At 44.3% G+C, this 16,296-nt stretch carries 13 protein-coding genes, 1 riboswitch and 1 other annotated feature; of the genes, 4 read left to right on the top strand and 9 right to left on the bottom strand.

The features are described from left to right. Positions 1-176: 176 nt before the first annotated feature. Both INF29_RS08040 and INF29_RS08045 read right to left on the bottom strand, forming a co-directional pair. Positions 177-881 carry a B3/B4 domain-containing protein gene (locus INF29_RS08040; RefSeq protein ID WP_191344546.1) on the bottom strand — a complete coding sequence of 235 codons (705 nt, stop codon included), beginning with the start codon at positions 879-881 and terminating at the stop codon, positions 177-179. A 22-nt stretch (positions 882-903) separates the two neighbouring features. Next, positions 904-1,725, bottom strand: a complete 822-nt coding sequence (locus INF29_RS08045) for a MerR family transcriptional regulator (protein ID WP_072853181.1) — start codon at positions 1,723-1,725, stop codon at positions 904-906. A 319-nt stretch (positions 1,726-2,044) separates the two neighbouring features. Beyond that, a riboswitch (TPP riboswitch) is annotated at positions 2,045-2,151 on the top strand. Between the two features lie 160 nt (positions 2,152-2,311). Between INF29_RS08045 and INF29_RS08050 the strand changes: the two genes are divergently transcribed. Beyond that, entirely contained in the window at positions 2,312-2,494 is a 183-nt protein-coding gene (locus INF29_RS08050; RefSeq protein ID WP_193485868.1) for a hypothetical protein, read from the top strand. Between the two features lie 51 nt (positions 2,495-2,545). Then, the gene (thiC, locus tag INF29_RS08055; RefSeq protein WP_072853177.1) at positions 2,546-3,850 is read left to right on the top strand and encodes a phosphomethylpyrimidine synthase ThiC; all 1,305 of its coding nucleotides are present in this window, start codon (positions 2,546-2,548) and stop codon (positions 3,848-3,850) included. A 160-nt stretch (positions 3,851-4,010) separates the two neighbouring features. Here the strand turns inward: thiC and INF29_RS08060 are convergent, their stop codons facing one another. Both INF29_RS08060 and INF29_RS08065 read right to left on the bottom strand, forming a co-directional pair. Then, entirely contained in the window at positions 4,011-5,294 is a 1,284-nt protein-coding gene (locus tag INF29_RS08060; RefSeq protein WP_072853175.1) for a methionine gamma-lyase family protein, read from the bottom strand. Positions 5,295-5,300: 6 nt separating this feature from the next. Further along, on the bottom strand, positions 5,301-7,454 hold the full coding sequence (locus tag INF29_RS08065; RefSeq protein WP_193485870.1) for a DNA topoisomerase III: 2,154 nt from the start codon (positions 7,452-7,454) through the stop codon (positions 5,301-5,303). Positions 7,455-7,625: 171 nt separating this feature from the next. On the opposite strand from INF29_RS08065, the gene INF29_RS08070 reads away from it, so the two are divergent. Then, positions 7,626-8,507, top strand: coding sequence for a DegV family protein (locus INF29_RS08070; RefSeq protein ID WP_193485872.1), 882 nt, complete (start codon positions 7,626-7,628; stop codon positions 8,505-8,507). Positions 8,508-8,621: 114 nt separating this feature from the next. Here the strand turns inward: INF29_RS08070 and pheT are convergent, their stop codons facing one another. Together pheT and INF29_RS08080 are read right to left on the bottom strand one after the other, a co-directional pair. Next, positions 8,622-11,021 carry a phenylalanine--tRNA ligase subunit beta gene (gene pheT / locus INF29_RS08075; RefSeq protein WP_193485874.1) on the bottom strand — a complete coding sequence of 800 codons (2,400 nt, stop codon included), beginning with the start codon at positions 11,019-11,021 and terminating at the stop codon, positions 8,622-8,624. A 41-nt stretch (positions 11,022-11,062) separates the two neighbouring features. After that, positions 11,063-12,082: a phenylalanine--tRNA ligase subunit alpha gene (locus tag INF29_RS08080; RefSeq protein ID WP_072853167.1), complete on the bottom strand. Its 1,020-nt coding sequence runs from the start codon at positions 12,080-12,082 to the stop codon at positions 11,063-11,065. Positions 12,083-12,154: 72 nt separating this feature from the next. Further along, positions 12,155-12,379 (bottom strand) — a binding site (T-box leader). 335 nt (positions 12,380-12,714) lie between these two features. Here INF29_RS08080 and INF29_RS08085 point away from each other — a divergent pair. Then, positions 12,715-14,331: a DEAD/DEAH box helicase gene (locus INF29_RS08085; protein WP_193485877.1), complete on the top strand. Its 1,617-nt coding sequence runs from the start codon at positions 12,715-12,717 to the stop codon at positions 14,329-14,331. 240 nt (positions 14,332-14,571) lie between these two features. Here INF29_RS08085 and INF29_RS08090 read toward each other — a convergent pair whose 3' ends face one another. From INF29_RS08090 to rimM, 3 genes are all read right to left on the bottom strand, one after another. After that, positions 14,572-14,841, bottom strand: coding sequence for a hypothetical protein (locus INF29_RS08090; RefSeq protein WP_193485879.1), 270 nt, complete (start codon positions 14,839-14,841; stop codon positions 14,572-14,574). Between the two features lie 168 nt (positions 14,842-15,009). Next, the gene (trmD, locus tag INF29_RS08095; RefSeq protein WP_087990211.1) at positions 15,010-15,756 is read right to left on the bottom strand and encodes a tRNA (guanosine(37)-N1)-methyltransferase TrmD; all 747 of its coding nucleotides are present in this window, start codon (positions 15,754-15,756) and stop codon (positions 15,010-15,012) included. Further along, complete coding sequence (rimM, locus tag INF29_RS08100; protein ID WP_022364459.1) at positions 15,757-16,266, bottom strand: ribosome maturation factor RimM; 510 nt, start codon at positions 16,264-16,266, stop codon at positions 15,757-15,759. Positions 16,267-16,296: the final 30 nt, after the last annotated feature.

The following is a 16,296-nucleotide window of genomic DNA, read 5'->3' on the forward strand; positions in this document are numbered from 1 at the left end:
AATATTTAGGCTTGAACACCCTTATTTTACAACAAGGACGATGCTTTTTGCTTAAGCTTTAATCTCACCCGCAGAGCGGGCGGTTGTTAAAGGCTGCTTTGCAGCCTTCAGCACTAAAGTAATAATAAAAAAGCATCAGGATACCCTGATGCTTTTTTTCATGCAATTCCAACGCTTTATTCCCAAACCATTTCTGGATGTTCCGCATCCAAAAATCCTACCAATGTTTCACAGCCAAATACATCTTTCAATTTCTGTTCCAGTTCATCCCGTGCTGCCAAAACTTCCGCTTTATTAAAGTCTGTAAAACCGTCAATGGGGAAAAATACATAGGATGTTTCCGGTTCAATTTCCCCGTGTTGGCTCTGGCGCCATGTCCAGCGACGGGTACGAATCTGGCTGCCTGCGGCGTATACCACTTCCCCGTCCTCCAGAATTTCTTCTTCTGTACCGCCAAAAGGCAGGAAGGTATCTCCCGCATGGGACATCCGCACACTGATGCCCTCTGTTACATCTTTCAGGTCATGGGCACCCATGGGCAGTGTATATTTCAGAGAAACAGCGTTACCCAAATCCACCACAGGATTGATATGCGGCATACCTTTCCCTTTGGCAATGCGCGTAAACAATGCCTCAATGGAACACATGTATTTATTAGGGTTGATGCCAAGAGCGCGGAAGGCTTCCCGATAAGGCAGAATCGCCCCTTCTTCTTTTACTTTTTTGCCTTCAAAACGCTGTGCCGCTGTTTGGATGCCTTCTTCCAGCCAATCATAAATCTGGGGATAATCTTTTGTATTGTCAATTCCTTTCGCAACCACTACGCCAAAACAAGCGTTGGGCAGTTTTTCAAAAATTTCCTGTTCAACTTTAAAATGCATATTTCATTCCTCCTTTGTATCTTCATGTGACAGGAATGCTAATTTCCGTCACAAATTTTTCCGTATCATTGGTAAGACCATAATCAATCATGGTAATTTCTCTGGAAAATCCATTGACTGTCAGTTTGTGTTCTTCCACGTAATCCATAAGTTTCCCATACTGTTCCGCCGCTTCCATATGACCGCCGTGAAAGCGAATGGAAACGCATAACATTTCCGGCAGCACATCTGTATCCCCACTGAATGTATCTTCTTCATCCAGCATAAGAAACACCCCGTCATACTGCCCAAAATTTCTGTCAATGAGATGCTCTTTGGAAATGCCCACGCCTACTTTTCCCAGAAAAATCAACGCTTCTGCCTGTTGCTGTTCCAGTTTTTTCAAGGGTTCTTCAATATCCAATACTTCCTGAATCTTCAAAGAATCCTTCACCCACACAATACGACAGGCTTTTTTCTGCACCAGTTTCACAACATCAAATACAGACTCTTTTGCATCTGCAATCTGGCGCAGACGATTATCAATTTTTTGCTCAATACATTTCAATCGCTTCTGTTTTTCTATGACTGCTTGCTTTTGCAGCAGCAATTTTTCTTCCATACGTTCCACATCCCGATTTTCCATAAAATCCGAGATTTCCTGCAAAGGCATATCCAAAGCCCGCAGATAACGAATGGTATTGAGCACTTCGAACTGTCTGGTGCTGTAATAGCGATACCCACTTTCCGGGTCAATATATTCCGGCGTCAAAAGTCCAATGGCTTCGTAGTGGCGCAGACTGCTGACGCTGAGATGAAACATCTTCCCTATGGTTCCAATGGAAAACAGCCCTGCCCTATCCATAACGCCACCCTCCTTTTGATATAGGTAATCCTATTATAAACTCTACAATAGATATAGAGTCAAGAATCTTAATACTTTTCTCATTTAAAAGTCATATACTACTTCAAAGCCAATGTATTTTTATCCATACAAAAGGTATTATACCATAATTTTTTCAAATATTGGTATTTTTTCACCAGAAACCACATAGAAAAACTGCTGTCTTTTCCATGGAAAAAGAAACTCCTTCCAGAAAAATATACATTTTTTGGAAAAAATATTTGGAGAACAGTAACATTGACAGAAAAAATAAATCATCCTATACTTTGATTGGAACTGAATATGTATGCAGGGGAGCTTGAAAACAGGCTGAGAGGAAGGTGTTGCCTTCGACCCTTGAACCTGATTTGGATAATGCCAACGTAGGAAAGGAAAGATACTTATGGGAGATACCGAATGAGGTATTTCCCTTTTTTATTTGTAAAAAATTTAAATTCATCATGGAAGTTCGTTTCAGGTCTTTGCCTGAAACCTTCAAGCGGTATATTGGGGGCACCACCTTATACCGCTATAGAAAACAACGCTGTAACGAAAGGAGAAATGAAACATGAACACAGCATTGACCACTGCAAAAATCATTTGCAATGGAGGCGCCGGAATCCATACATATTTGTCACGGAATTTGCTCTTTATGGGCAAACTTTCCGCTGTATGCCGCCGGCACAGCCACCATTCCAAACCAGCAGAAACTTATGATTTTTACGGTCATCCACCAAGATATGTTTTTTAAACAAAACAAGTATCACAAAATCAATCATCTGCTGAAAGGAAGGAACATATTATGAGAAACTACACAACACAAATGGAAGCTGCAAGAAAAGGCATCATCACACCAGAAATGAAGGCTGTTGCCGCAAAGGAATACCGCACCGAAGAAGAAATCAGAGAGCTGGTTGCAAAAGGTCAGGTTGTTATCTGTGCCAATAAACTCCATACATGCATCGACCCCAACGGCGTTGGCTCCATGCTGCGGACAAAAATCAATGTAAATCTGGGCGTATCCAGAGATTGTAAAGACTACGACATTGAAATGCAGAAAGTTATGGCTGCTGTCAACATGGGCGCAGAAGCCATTATGGATTTATCTTCCCATGGCAACACACAGCCCTTCCGCAGAAAGCTCACCAGCGAATGTCCTGCCATGATTGGTACCGTTCCTGTGTATGACAGTGTCATCCATTATCAGAGAGATCTGGCTACCCTGACCGCAAAAGATTTTATTGATGTAATCCGCCTCCACGCAGAAGACGGCGTAGACTTTGTTACACTGCACTGCGGCATTACCCGGAAAACCATTGAGCAAATCAAAAAGCATAAAAGAAAAATGAATATCGTTTCCCGTGGCGGTTCTCTTGTTTTTGCTTGGATGAGCATGACTGGCGAAGAAAACCCCTTCTATGAATACTTCGATGAAATTTTGGAAATCTGTCGGGAATATGATGTTACCATTTCCCTTGGCGATGCCTGCCGCCCCGGCTGTCTGGCAGATGGCAGTGATGTATGTCAGATTGAAGAACTGGTACGTCTGGGTGAATTGACCAAACGGGCTTGGGAAAAAGATGTTCAGGTTATGGTAGAAGGTCCCGGACATATGCCTATGGACCAGATTGCTGCCAATATGAAAATCCAGCAGACCATCTGCATGGGTGCACCTTTCTATGTACTTGGTCCCATCGTCACAGACATCGCGCCCGGTTATGACCATATTACTGCTGCCATCGGCGGTGCCATCGCAGCCGCTTCCGGCGCAGCATTCCTGTGCTATGTAACCCCCGCGGAACATCTTGCACTGCCAAACGTAGACGACGTAAAACAGGGCATCATCGCTTCCCGCATCGCTGCCCATGCCGCAGATATTGCGAAAAAGGTTCCCCATGCAAGAGATTTGGATGATGCCATGGGTGACGCAAGAAGAACTTTCGACTGGGAAAAACAGTGGGAATGCTCCATTGATCCAGAAACAGCGAAACAAATCCGCAATGACCGTGCACCGGAACACGAAGATTCCTGTTCTATGTGCGGGAAATTCTGTGCTGTCAGAAGCATGAATAAAGCACTGAATGGGGAATATATTGATATTCTGTAAAATAGACAAAAACAGCATCGGAAAAGTAACTTCTCCTTAAGAAAACATAACAAATAAAATCTTAATAAAATAAGAAATCCAAAATCCTTTGTCATGATAAGGATTTTGGATTTCTTTGTTTTCTTATGAAGATGCCTCTAAATCCGATGCTGTTTCTTTTTTACACTTCTTTCAGTTCCACCAAACCCTGTTCATACATCCGCTGGAGAGATTTCAAAATCCCCACTTTTGCATGATACCAAGTCAAACCGCCCTGGAAATATACGGAGTAAGGCGCGCGCAGAGGGCCATCGGCACTTAATTCAATGGAAGAACCCTGTACGAAAGCACCTGCTGCCATGATAACATCGCAGTTATAACCAGGCATTGCGTAAGGTTCAGGGCGTACATAGCTGTCTACAGGTGCAGCTGCCTGAATGCCTTCACAGAAAGCAATGAGTCTTTCCGGTGTACCCAGTTCCACTGCCTGGATGATGTCGTGACGGCTTTCTGTGCTATTAGGGATTACTTTAAAGCCCAGTTTTTCATAGATATTTGCTGCAAAGATAGCACCTTTCAGGGCACCAGCCGCAACGGTAGGCGCCAAGAAAAATCCCTGATAGAAGGAACGCATAACATCCAAGCTTGCGCCTACTTCCTGACCCAGACCAGGAGCAGTCAGACGATAAGCACAACGGTCGATACATGCTTTTTTACCGCAAATATATCCGCCAATGGGAGCCAGACCGCCGCCGGCATTTTTAATCAAAGAGCCAACAACCATATCTGCGCCTACATCGGAAGGTTCTCTTGTTTCAACAAATTCGCCGTAGCAGTTGTCTACCATACAGATTACATCAGGTTTTACGCTTTTTACAAAAGCGATCAGTTCGCCGATTCGTTCCACAGAAAGTGTAGGACGCATTTTATAGCCTTTGGAACGCTGGATGGTCACCAGTTTTGTTTTTTCGTTGATAGCTTTGCGGATATTTTCGTAGTCAAAAGAGCCATCTTCCAGCAGATCTACTTCTCTGTAGGAAACGCCAAATTCTGCCAGAGAACAAGGAGATTCCCGCAGGCCAATAACTTCTTCCAATGTGTCATAAGGTCTGCCTACAGGAGAAAGCAGTTCATCTCCGGGCAACAGGTTTGCAGAAAGGGCAATTGCCAGAGCATGGGTACCGCATGTAATCTGAGGACGAACCAATGCTGCTTCTGTATGGAATGCGGCAGCATACACTTCTTCCAGCACTTCACGGCCCTGATCGTTATAGCCATAACCAGTGGAACCAGCAAAGCATTCTGCACTAACACGATGTTTCTGCATGGCTGCCAGTACCTTTGCCTGATTATATTCTGCTACGACGTCAATGGCTTCAAAGCGTTCTTTCAAATCTTTCAAAACCTTTTCACCAAAGGCTTCTACTTCCGGGGAAATCCCCAGCATACCATAAATCTGTTCCATTTTTATTTACTCCTTTATACTTCTCGTTACATTTATCAATTCCACCCGTCCGCTATGGTCGGGAGATAATATCAAATCTGCTGTGCCTCTTTCTCCTGTCTGAGGCAGTACAACGGGAATCTTCTCCAATTTTTCGCCCTTCAGCAACCGTTTCACTTTGGGTGCATCCAGTAAGATGCCATAAGGCTCCGTACTGTCTTTCCATAAAGAAAACTTACAGCCGTTTTTCCATTCCGTGCAGTAATAAGAGCGGCTGTTTTCCAAAATCTTACCTTTCCCGCAAAGAGGACATTTTCCAAGTCCCTGTACACGGCTTCTTTTTCCTCTGGGACGTTCCGCTTCAAAAACAACATCCTTTTTATGCTGCGCCGCGTCGTCTACCAAAAACCGCACATACCGCCGAATGCTTTCCAGAAAGCGTTCTTCTGTCATTTTTCCTTTTGCAATGGAAGAAAGCCCTTTTTCCCATTTTCCTGTAGTCTGGGGAGAACGCAGTTCTTCCGGTACAACGGCAATGAGTTTCTGTCCTTTTTCCGTGGGAACCAGCGTCTTTCCTTTTCGCATGATATATCCCACAGAAAGGAGCCGTTCAATGATGGCAGCTCTTGTGGCAGGAGTACCCAAACCACTGTCCTTCATCTGTTCTTTCAGTTCTTCATCCTCCACAAAACGTCCAGCGTTTTCCATGGCGGACAACAACGTACTTTCTGTATAGGGTGGTGGCGCTTTGGTTTTCTTATCCAGCACCTTGGTGCGCTTTGCAACAACAGGCTGCTGTTCCGTCAATGGCGGCAGCTGCTGTTCTTCTTCTTTTTCTGTCTTGTTTTTGCGGGTTTCCGGCAGCAATGCTTTTTCCACAGCTTGCCATCCTTCCTGCAAAACGGTCTTACCTTTCGATAAAAAGGTATCCAGCCCCACTTTGGTATAAACCTTTGTGGCTTCATACACATAAGCTGGATAGAAAACCGCCAGAAATCTGGCAGCCACCAGGGAAAACACCTTGTTTTCTTCCGGTGTCAGATGATCTGTCCGCAGACGGGTATCCGTAGGGATGATCGCATGATGGTCTGTGACTTTGCTGTTGTCAATGATACGTTTTGACAATGGCAATTTTTCCTTTGCCAGAACTTCCGCCGCATAGGAAGAAAACACCGGCACATCTTTCAAACGACCTAAGGTCTGTTTGATTTTCCCCACCATATCATCACTGAGATAACGGCTGTCCGTACGAGGATAGGTGATCATTTTTCGCTTTTCATATAAGGACTGGGCAATATCCAGTGTCTTTTTTGCGGAAAATCCGAATTTCCGGTTGCATTCCCGCTGCAGCTCTGTCAAGTCATACAGCAGCGGCGGCAATTGGCGTTTTTCCTCTTTGACGATTTGAGAAGCAATTCCGCGTTGTCCCTTCACTCTTGCCGCAATCTGTTCTGCTTTTTCCCGCAGATCCAGACGGGTATTTTCTTTTTCGTCGATCCAAAAACCGGTATACTGTTCAAAATCCGCCTGCACCTCAAAATAATCCTGCGGCACAAAGGCATCAATTTCTTTTTGTTTTTCTACAATCAGCGCCAGTGTTGGCGTCTGCACCCTTCCGATACTGAGCAATGCTCCATACCGAATGGTGTAAGCGCGGGAAGCATTCATTCCCACCAGCCAGTCCGCTTCTGCGCGGCATCTGGCAGAATGATACAGCAGATCATAATGACTGCCGTCCTGCAAATGAGCAAATCCCTCCCGGATGGCGGTCTCCGTCATACTGGAAATCCATAGTCTCCGAAAAGGTTTCCGGCATTGGGTGATTTCATATATATACCGAAATATCAACTCTCCTTCCCGCCCACTATCCGTGGCGCAGATAATTTCGTCAATTTCCCGGCTGTGCATGAGTTTATGCAGCACCTTCAATTGACTGCGTGTTTTTTTGATGGCTTCTAGTTTCATAGAATCAGGAAGAATGGGAAGTGTTTCAAAATTCCATTTTTTATACTTCACGTCGTAAGCTTCCGGCTCCGCTAAGGTTACCAGATGCCCAATTGCCCAGGAAACCACATAGTTTTCCCCAGTAAGATATCCTTCATTTTTTCCAGACACCCCAAGGGTTTTGGCAATATCCCTTGCCACAGAAGGTTTTTCGGCAATGACCAGTGTTTTTCCCATGTTCTTCCTCCTTTCTGCCACATTATTTCAGTATAGCATTCTGTATACGAAAAATCAAACAAAATCCACGGTTTTCCCCTTTTTTCAGTACTTGCGCCCTTTTCGTTGACAAACAAGGCGCCTTTGCCTTACAATGGAGAAACACTAAGAAAACAAGTATGGAGGATTATTATGAGACCATATCAGATTATATCAGACAGTTCCTGCGATATTCCCGCAGACTTGCTGCCCAAATTAAACATTGGCATTGTGCCTTACTACGCAACTTTTGACACCATCAACTATCATAAAGAACTACTGGATCTGACACCGGAAGAATTCTATGACAAAGTAAAGGAAGCAAAGGTTTTCCCCAAAACCTCCCTGCCTCCCATTCAGGATTATATTGATGTATTTGAACCTTATCTGAAAGAAGGCAAAGACATTGTCTGCATGTGTCTGACCGCGAAATTCAGCGGTTCTTTCCAGAGTGCCAACAACGCAAAGCAGATTCTGCTGGAAACCTATCCTGACAGCCGCATTGAAGTGGTAGACACTATCAGCGTTACCGGTACACAGGGTATGCTGGTATATGAAGCCTGCCGCATGCGTGACGCTGGATATGATCTGGATAATCTGCTGGAAACACTGGAAATTCAGAAACAGACCACAAAAATCAACTTCACCGTTGATTCTCTGGACTTCCTGCAGCATGGCGGACGTGTAGGCAAAGCTGCGGCTTTTGCCGGTGCCATTTTGAACATCAAGCCCATCATCGTTATGAAAGAAGGCGAACTGTTCCCAGAAAGCAAAGTTCGCGGGCACAAAAAAGCTTTGAAAACCATCTTTGATATGACCGTAAAAGAAATCGGTGACCAGAAGGATAAATATACCCTTTGCGTCATTCGTGCCGAAAAAGAACGTCAGGCTGTGGCGGAAGACCTGATTGCACAGCTGAAAGCAGAAGGATTTTATGTTATGGACACCCCATGGCCCGTTGGTATCACCATCGGTACCCATTGTGGTCCAACAGCTGTAGGGATTTGTTATATCAAGCAGTATGAAAAGCTGTAATTTTATTTAAAATCAAAACAAAAACTCCGAACATTCCAGCAAAGGAACTTCGGAGTTTTCTTTTTTGCAAAAAAAATAGGCGGCTTTCTCAAGCCGCCTATTCTAGTTTTTTTCTTATTTATCTCTCAGCTGTGCGCCCAGTTCTTTTGCCAGACCATCCAGAATTGCCTGCATGCTGTCAGCAACGTCAGCGTCAGCCAATGTACGTTCTGCGCTACGGAAAGAAATGGAGTAAGCTACAGATTTGTAACCTTTTTCAATCTGTTCACCCTGATATACGTCAAACAGTTTGACTTCTTCCAGATATTCGCCGCCGTTTTTGCGGATTTCATCTGCAATCTGTTTTACTGTTACGTCTTCTTTCACCAGCATTGCAATATCTCTGGTGATTGCAGGATATTTGGGCAGAGGTTTATAAACATTTACCATGTTGGAAGCTTTGATCAGTTCTTCCATATTCAGCACTGCCAGATATACTTTTGTGCCAATGTTGTAGTTCTTTGCAACAGTGGGATGCAGTTCACCAACATAACCAACATTTACACCATCAATCACTACAGAAGCAGTTCTGCCGGGATGCATCCAAGGCAGTTCTGTTTCTACAGTATATTCTGCTCTGTCGCCGATACCCAGTACGACCATCAGATGTTCTACAACACCTTTGATGTCATAGAAATCCATTTTACCGTACATACCAACTGTCAGTGTAGGGATTTCGTCAGGCAGTTCTGTTACAGGAACAGCTTTGGGTAGATATACTCTTGCTACTTCGAAGATACCAGCGCTTTCATTTCTTCTGTTGTAGTTTGTAGACAGAGAGTTCAGGATACCGTTGATGGAAACAGTACGCATTACGCTGAAGTCTTCACCCAGAGGGTTGGAGATGGTAACTGTCTGACGCAGTTTGCTGTCTGCGGGAATCAGCAGTTTATCGAATACCTTAGGGCTTTCGAAGCTGTATGTCATACCTTCACACAGACCTTCTGCAACCATAGTTTCTTTTACCAGTGTTGTGATGTTCTGTGCATAAGTCTTTTTACCTACGGTAGGTGTACCAGAAGCCAGTGTGGGTTCGATCTTGTCATAGCCATAGAAACGTGCTACTTCTTCTGCCAGGTCAGCCTGTGCTTCCAGGTCAGGGCGGAATGTAGGAACAGTTACTTTATGGTTTACAGGGTCTACTTTCAGTTCGATACGTTCGAAAATCTGCTGCATTTCTTCTTCGGAAATGTCTGTGCCCAGGAATTTGTTGATCCATTCAGGAGAGTAAGACAGTTCCCATGTTTCTCTCTTATTGGGATAGCAGTCTACAACGCCGGGAACAACTTCGCCGCAGCCCAGCATTTCAACCAGCTGTGCAGCTCTGTTAACAGCATCCATAGCCAGGTTGGGATCCAGACCTTTTTCGAATTTGCTGGAAGCGTCTGTACGCAGACCAACTTTCTTTGCTGTGATACGAATGTTAGGACCATCGAAAACAGCGGATTCGAACAGAACAGCTTCTGCGTTTTCACTGATCTTGGAGTTTTCACCACCCATTACACCTGCGATTGCAACTGCTTTTTCAGGGTCGGAGATTACCAGCATGGAAGGATCCAGCTGACGTTCTACGCCGTCCAGTGTTGTGATTTTTTCGCCTTCGTTTGCGTTTCTTACGATAATATGTCTGTCTTTGATGGTGTCAACGTCGAAAGCGTGCATAGGCTGACCCATTTCCAACATAACGTAGTTGGTGATATCTACGATGTTGTTGATAGGACGAACCCCTGCGGCACGCAGTCTTTTACGCATCCAACGAGGAGAAGGAGCGATTTTTACATTTTTGATCGCTCTTGCCACATAACGAGGGCACAGTGTAGGATTTTTGATTTCTACGGAAATCAGATCTGCTGTTTTGCCTTCGCCTTCTTCTTTTACTGTAATTTCAGGAGGGCAATAAGGGATTTTGTATGTTGCAGCCGCTTCTCTGGCAATACCCAGAATGCTGAAGCAGTCAGGACGGTTGGAAGTGATTTCGTATTCTACTACATCATCTTTCAGATCCAGAACATCTGCAACATCTTTGCCCAGTTCTACAGGTTCAGGGAAAATATAAATGCCGTATTCAGGCGCTTCGGGGAAATCGTGTCTGTCGAAGCCCAGTTCTTCAATGGAGCAAAGCATACCTTCGGAAGCAATGCCTCTCAGGTCGCCTGTATGAATTTCTTTGCCGCCTGCGATAACGGAATTATCCAGTGCAACGGGAACATAGTCCCCAACTCTTACATTTGGTGCGCCGGTAACGATTGTCAGATCTTTGCCAGTGCCCACATCGATGGTGCAAACCACCAATTTGTCTGCGTGGGGGTGTTTTTCAATGGCTTTGATATGACCTGTGACAATGTTTTTCAGTTCTCCTGCCATAGAAGTAGCACCTTCTACTTTAGAACCGCTCATTGTCATATCTTCCATAAAATCTTTCAACGGTGCAGTCACCGCTGCATATTCTTTTAACCATGACATAGGTACATCCATGTTACTGATTCTCCTTTCAAATGCAAATACTCAAAAATCTATTAGAACTGTTTCAGGAATTTCATATCGTTTTCGAACAGCAGACGCAGGTCTGTGATGCCGTAACGCTGCATTGCAACACGTTCCAGACCCATACCAAATGCGAAACCGCTGTATTCGTCGGGATCGATGCCGCTCATTTTCAGAACTTTGGGATGTACCATACCGCAGCCCAACAGTTCGATATAGCCTTCGCCTTTACATACACGGCAGCCTTCACCGCCACATGCGAAGCAGGTAACGTCCATTTCTGCACTGGGTTCTGTGAAAGGGAAATGGTGAGGACGGAAACGAACTTTTGTATCTTCCCCGAACAATTCTTTCGCAAATACAACCAGCGCGCCTTTCAGGTCACCCATGGTGATATTCTTATCTACAACCAGACCTTCCAGCTGATGGAATACAGGAGAATGGGTTGCGTCTACTTCGTCAGAACGGTAAACAGCACCGGGGCATACCATACGGATAGGCAGTTTGCCTTTTTCCATAGTACGAACCTGCATAGGAGATGTCTGGGTACGCAGCAGGATGTCGCCGCCGATGTAGAAAGTATCCTGTTCATCTCTTGCGGGATGGTTCTTAGGAATGTTCAGTGCTTCGAAGTTGTAGTAGTCTTTTTCTACTTCAGGACCTTCTGCTACTTCGTAGCCCATGCCCATGAAGATACTGCAAATTTCATCTGTAACGATGCTCATAGGATGTTTATGACCTTCTGCTCTTGCTCTGCCGGGCATCGTAACGTCGATTTTTTCTTTTTCCAGACGATGTGCCATTTCTGCAGCTGCCAGACGTACTTTTGCTTCATCCAGCATTTTTTCCAGATTCTGACGAACATCGTTTGCCATCTGACCGATGATGGGACGTTCTTCTGCACTGAGTTTGCCCATTTCTTTCAAAATGGCTGTCAGTTCACCTTTTTTGCCAAGGTATTTTACTTTCAGATCATCAATGTCTTTCATTTCTTTTGCTTCCTGGAAAGCAGCCATGGCTTTTTCCTGAATGGCTTTTAATTTTTCCTTCATTGTCCTTTTCTCTCCTTTTTTCTATCTGATATTGATTGACGTTTCACTGCAAAAAAAATAGCCTTCAATCCCAATAGGGACGAAGACTTCCGTGGTACCACCCAAATTCCTGCTAACACAGGCACTCTGATGCGTAACGTGCATGAAACGGATTTCCCTACGCTTGCCACAGGCACTTCAGGAAATCGGCTCCGGTGGGAACTTCCGCAAACTCTCCAGACCAAAAACGCTTTCAGCCGATGACGTTTTCTCTCTGCGGCGGCGCATCTGCGTACTTTTCACCTTCATAGCCTTTCGACTATTTACAATGACCACATTATAACATACTGTAACAGAAAGTCAAGGGGGAACGCGGTTAGAAATTTTGATTACCATGCAAAAAAATACACGATTCTTTTATATTTTTATGACTTTATCACAATTTGCTCCAGCCCCCTGGATTTCGCCTTGCTTTTTGTATGCAAAACTGGTATAGTTATTGTCTGCGGTTTTTTTCCGCCCTGCGCTTTAATCGGGAAGTTTTATCATTGCCAAAGCGCTGAAATATAAGTTTTGAGTCGAAAGAAAACATCTTTCAACGGGTTCTGTGGGTTTTCTTCGGCTTTGCAAAGAAAAAAAGAAAGGAAAATCACATGGAACATTTAAGATTTGAAGACATGCAGTTATCCAAAGAAATTTACCAGGCTGTACTGGATATGGGTTTTGAAGAAGCAACTCCCATCCAGTCCCAGGCAATTCCTCTGGTAAAAGCAGGCAAAGACATCATCGGTCAGTCTCAGACAGGTACAGGCAAAACGGCCGCATTCGGCATTCCCTGTCTGGAACGTATCGATCCCGATGACCGCCGTTTGCAGGCATTGATTCTCTGCCCTACCAGAGAACTGGCGATTCAGGTCAGCGAAGAATTCCGGAAACTGCTGAAATACAAAGACAACATCCGCGTTGTGCCCATTTACGGTGGTCAGCCTATTGACCGTCAGATTTTAGCACTGAAAAAAGGTGCGCAGGTTGTCATTGGTACACCCGGCCGTGTTATGGACCACATGCGCCGCCGTACACTGAAAATGGAAACCGTACAGATGATGATTCTGGACGAAGCAGACGAAATGCTGGACATGGGCTTCCGGGAGGACATCGAAACCATTCTGGTGAAAATCCCCGAAGACCATCAGACACTGCTGTTCTCCGCTACCCTTTCTCCTGAAATTCTGGACATTACCAGACGTTTCCAGAGAGACCCTGAATATGTAAAAATCGTTCGCAAAGAACTGACTGTTCCCAACATCGAACAGTATTACTTCGACGTAAAAGAAAAAACAAAACTGGAAGCCCTGACTCGTATCATCGACGTTTACATGCCTAATCTGGCTATGGTATTCTGTAACACCAAAAAACGTGTTGACGATCTGGTGGAACTGCTCCAGGGTCGCGGCTACTTTGCGGAAGGTCTTCATGGTGACCTGAAACAGGCACAGCGTGACAAAGTGATGCAGAAATTCCGTAACGGCACCATCGAAATTCTCGTTGCTACAGACGTAGCGGCAAGAGGTATCGACGTAGACGACATCGATATCGTATTCAACTACGACGTTCCCCAGGATGAAGAATACTATGTACACCGTATCGGCAGAACTGGTCGTGCTGGCAGAAGCGGCAAAGCCTTCACATTCTGCGTAGGCAAAGAAATCTACAAGCTGCGTGATATCATGCGCTACACCAAAACGAAGATCATCCAGCAGAAACTGCCTACCCTCAGCGATGTAGAAGAAATGAAAACAAACATCTTCCTGGAAAAAATCAAAGAAACCATTCAGGAAGGTCATCTGGTGAAATATATCAATCTGGTTGAACGCCTTATGGAAGACGACTATGCAGCTATGGACATTGCCGCTGCCCTGCTGAAACACAATCTGGCAGATGTACGCACCGACGATATAGACATCATGGACGACATCAACTTCAACGGTACAGAAATGTACGGCGGTGAAGGCGAAAAAATGGTACGTCTGTTCATCAGCGCTGGTAAGAAAAACAAAATCCGTGCCAAAGATATTGTTGGTGCCATTGCCAACGAAGCAGGCGTTCCCGGCAAAGCACTGGGTGCCATCGACCTGTTCGATGACTACACCTTTGTGGATGTACCTAAGGAATATGTGAAAGACGTCCTTTACGGCATGAAAAACTGCAAAATCAAAAACAAACGGGTACACATTGAAATTGCCAAGAAAGAAAAAGGAAAAAAGAGATAAAAACACAAAAGCATCTATCCAAAATTAGGGCTTCTTCATAAGAAAATAGAAAAAGCTAAAATCCTTATTCATACAAAGGATTTTAGCTTTCTTATTTTTGCTGAAACTTTATCAGGTATGTTTTCTTCTGAAGATAGCCGCCGCAATTCCACTTAAAAATCAATAAAACAGAAAACAATGTTTTTTAAGTGGAAGTTGCTCTGGATAGATACTTTTTCATTTCAAGGAAATTCATCATTTTTATTTTTTAGCTAAAAAACGCGCCGCGGCATAAGCAATGACCGTCAATACAACTACTATCAGAATATGGAGCATGATACTAATGCCAAAAAACATATTACGATGCTCTGCATCGCTAAGAATGGACGGCATTGCCAAAAGGCTGATTACAACAGAAATGGCTGTAGAAATCAAAGGTGCCATCCAAAGATATTTTCTTTTCCAAAAGAAAAAGAATACCACAGATGCAATGGGAATGATACAAAATACAGAGATATTCCACCAATTCATAAGCATCCCCCTTCTACAAAATCATTTTTTCTTTCTTTTTCCTCTTAATTTCATCATACCTGAAAAGCATATACAAAGCAATCTTTTCGCATCTTGTCTAACGCTTTTCCACAACAAAAAAAGCTGAAATCTTTGCAATATAAAAGATATCAGCTTTCTTCCAAGATTTTATTCTGTTTCCTGCAATTCTTCCCGCAGTCTTTCCACAAACTGTCGTTCCTTTGCGGTCAGTTCTGCCGTTTCCAACAAATCCGGACGTTTTTTCACGGTGCGGATAAGGGACTGTTCTCTGCGCCATTTGGCAATGTTGGCATGATGTCCGCTCAAAAGAATTTCCGGCACTTCTTTCCCGTGGAATACGGGAGGACGGGTATACTGAGGATATTCCAGCAGCCCATCAGAAAAGCTTTCATCGGCAAAAGAATCCTCTTTACCCAACACACCGGGCACCAGACGGGATACGGCATCAATGATGGTGATTGCCGCCAATTCTCCCCCTGTGAGAACGAAATCTCCCAGAGAAATTTCATCTGTGACAATTTCCTCAATGATTCTTTCGTCAATGCCTTCATAATGCCCGCAGAGGAACACCAGATTTTCTTCCTGGGACAATTCTTCCGCAATGCGCTGGGTAAAAGGTCTGCCTTGGGGTGTCATATATACCACCCTTGCACCCTTCGCCTTTTCGGCAATGCTCTGGTAAGCGTCATAAATGGGCTGTGCCTGCATAACCATACCAGCGCCGCCGCCATAGGGATAATCATCCACATGTTTCTGTTTATTTAGTGTATAATCCCGAATGTTGATGGCTTCCACAGAGATATGCCCTTCTTTCTGGGCACGCCCCATGATGCTATGGGAAAGGGTCTGCTGAATCATTTCAGGAAACAGCGTCAGTACAAAAAACTGTTTCATTTATCTCAGTCCTTCCAGCAGTTTTACAGTCATAACGCCGTTTTCCAAATCCACGTTTTTAATGCAGTCTTTGATGGCAGGCAAGAGAAGTTCTTTGCCTTTGCCGTCTTTTTTCACCACATAAACATCATTGGAGCCGGTAGGGAAAATTTCTGTAATCTCGCCCAGTTCTTCCCCTTCTTCTGTTACCACTTTCAGACCATAGAGGTCACGGTTGTAGTATTCATCCTCACCCAAAGGGATTGCCATGGCATCGGGAATAAGAATACGACCATTTTTATACAGTTCTGCCACGTTGATATCTGTGATTTCTTTTACAGTCAGCAGTACAAACTGTTTATGGAATGCCACTTTCTGGATGTGGAAAGTTTCCCGTTTGCCGCGGATTTCCACAATAATTTCTTTCAGGCGTTCAAAGCGGGAAGGGTCTTCCGTAGTGGGAAATACGCGCATGGTTCCCCGGATGCCGTGGGTTCCTGTGATTTTTCCGATTTCAAAATATTGTTCCATGGTTTTTGCACCTCATTTTTTCCGTATAAA

The sequence above is a fragment of the Anaerotignum lactatifermentans genome, assembly GCF_014982935.1.
GTDB lineage: Bacteria > Bacillota > Clostridia > Lachnospirales > Anaerotignaceae > Anaerotignum > Anaerotignum lactatifermentans.

Excerpts from the sequence above, each read along its gene's own strand:
- INF29_RS08040 (WP_191344546.1), bottom strand. The coding sequence starts at position 881 with ATGCATTTTAAAGTTGAACAGGAAATTTTTGAAAAACTGCCCAACGCT.
- INF29_RS08045 (WP_072853181.1), bottom strand. The coding sequence starts at position 1,725 with ATGGATAGGGCAGGGCTGTTTTCCATTGGAACCATAGGGAAGATGTTT.
- INF29_RS08050 (WP_193485868.1), top strand. The coding sequence starts at position 2,312 with ATGAACACAGCATTGACCACTGCAAAAATCATTTGCAATGGAGGCGCC.
- thiC (WP_072853177.1), top strand. The coding sequence starts at position 2,546 with ATGAGAAACTACACAACACAAATGGAAGCTGCAAGAAAAGGCATCATC.
- INF29_RS08060 (WP_072853175.1), bottom strand. The coding sequence starts at position 5,294 with ATGGAACAGATTTATGGTATGCTGGGGATTTCCCCGGAAGTAGAAGCC.
- INF29_RS08065 (WP_193485870.1), bottom strand. The coding sequence starts at position 7,454 with ATGGGAAAAACACTGGTCATTGCCGAAAAACCTTCTGTGGCAAGGGAT.
- INF29_RS08070 (WP_193485872.1), top strand. The coding sequence starts at position 7,626 with ATGAGACCATATCAGATTATATCAGACAGTTCCTGCGATATTCCCGCA.
- pheT (WP_193485874.1), bottom strand. The coding sequence starts at position 11,021 with ATGGATGTACCTATGTCATGGTTAAAAGAATATGCAGCGGTGACTGCA.
- INF29_RS08080 (WP_072853167.1), bottom strand. The coding sequence starts at position 12,082 with ATGAAGGAAAAATTAAAAGCCATTCAGGAAAAAGCCATGGCTGCTTTC.
- INF29_RS08085 (WP_193485877.1), top strand. The coding sequence starts at position 12,715 with ATGGAACATTTAAGATTTGAAGACATGCAGTTATCCAAAGAAATTTAC.
- INF29_RS08090 (WP_193485879.1), bottom strand. The coding sequence starts at position 14,841 with ATGAATTGGTGGAATATCTCTGTATTTTGTATCATTCCCATTGCATCT.
- trmD (WP_087990211.1), bottom strand. The coding sequence starts at position 15,756 with ATGAAACAGTTTTTTGTACTGACGCTGTTTCCTGAAATGATTCAGCAG.
- rimM (WP_022364459.1), bottom strand. The coding sequence starts at position 16,266 with ATGGAACAATATTTTGAAATCGGAAAAATCACAGGAACCCACGGCATC.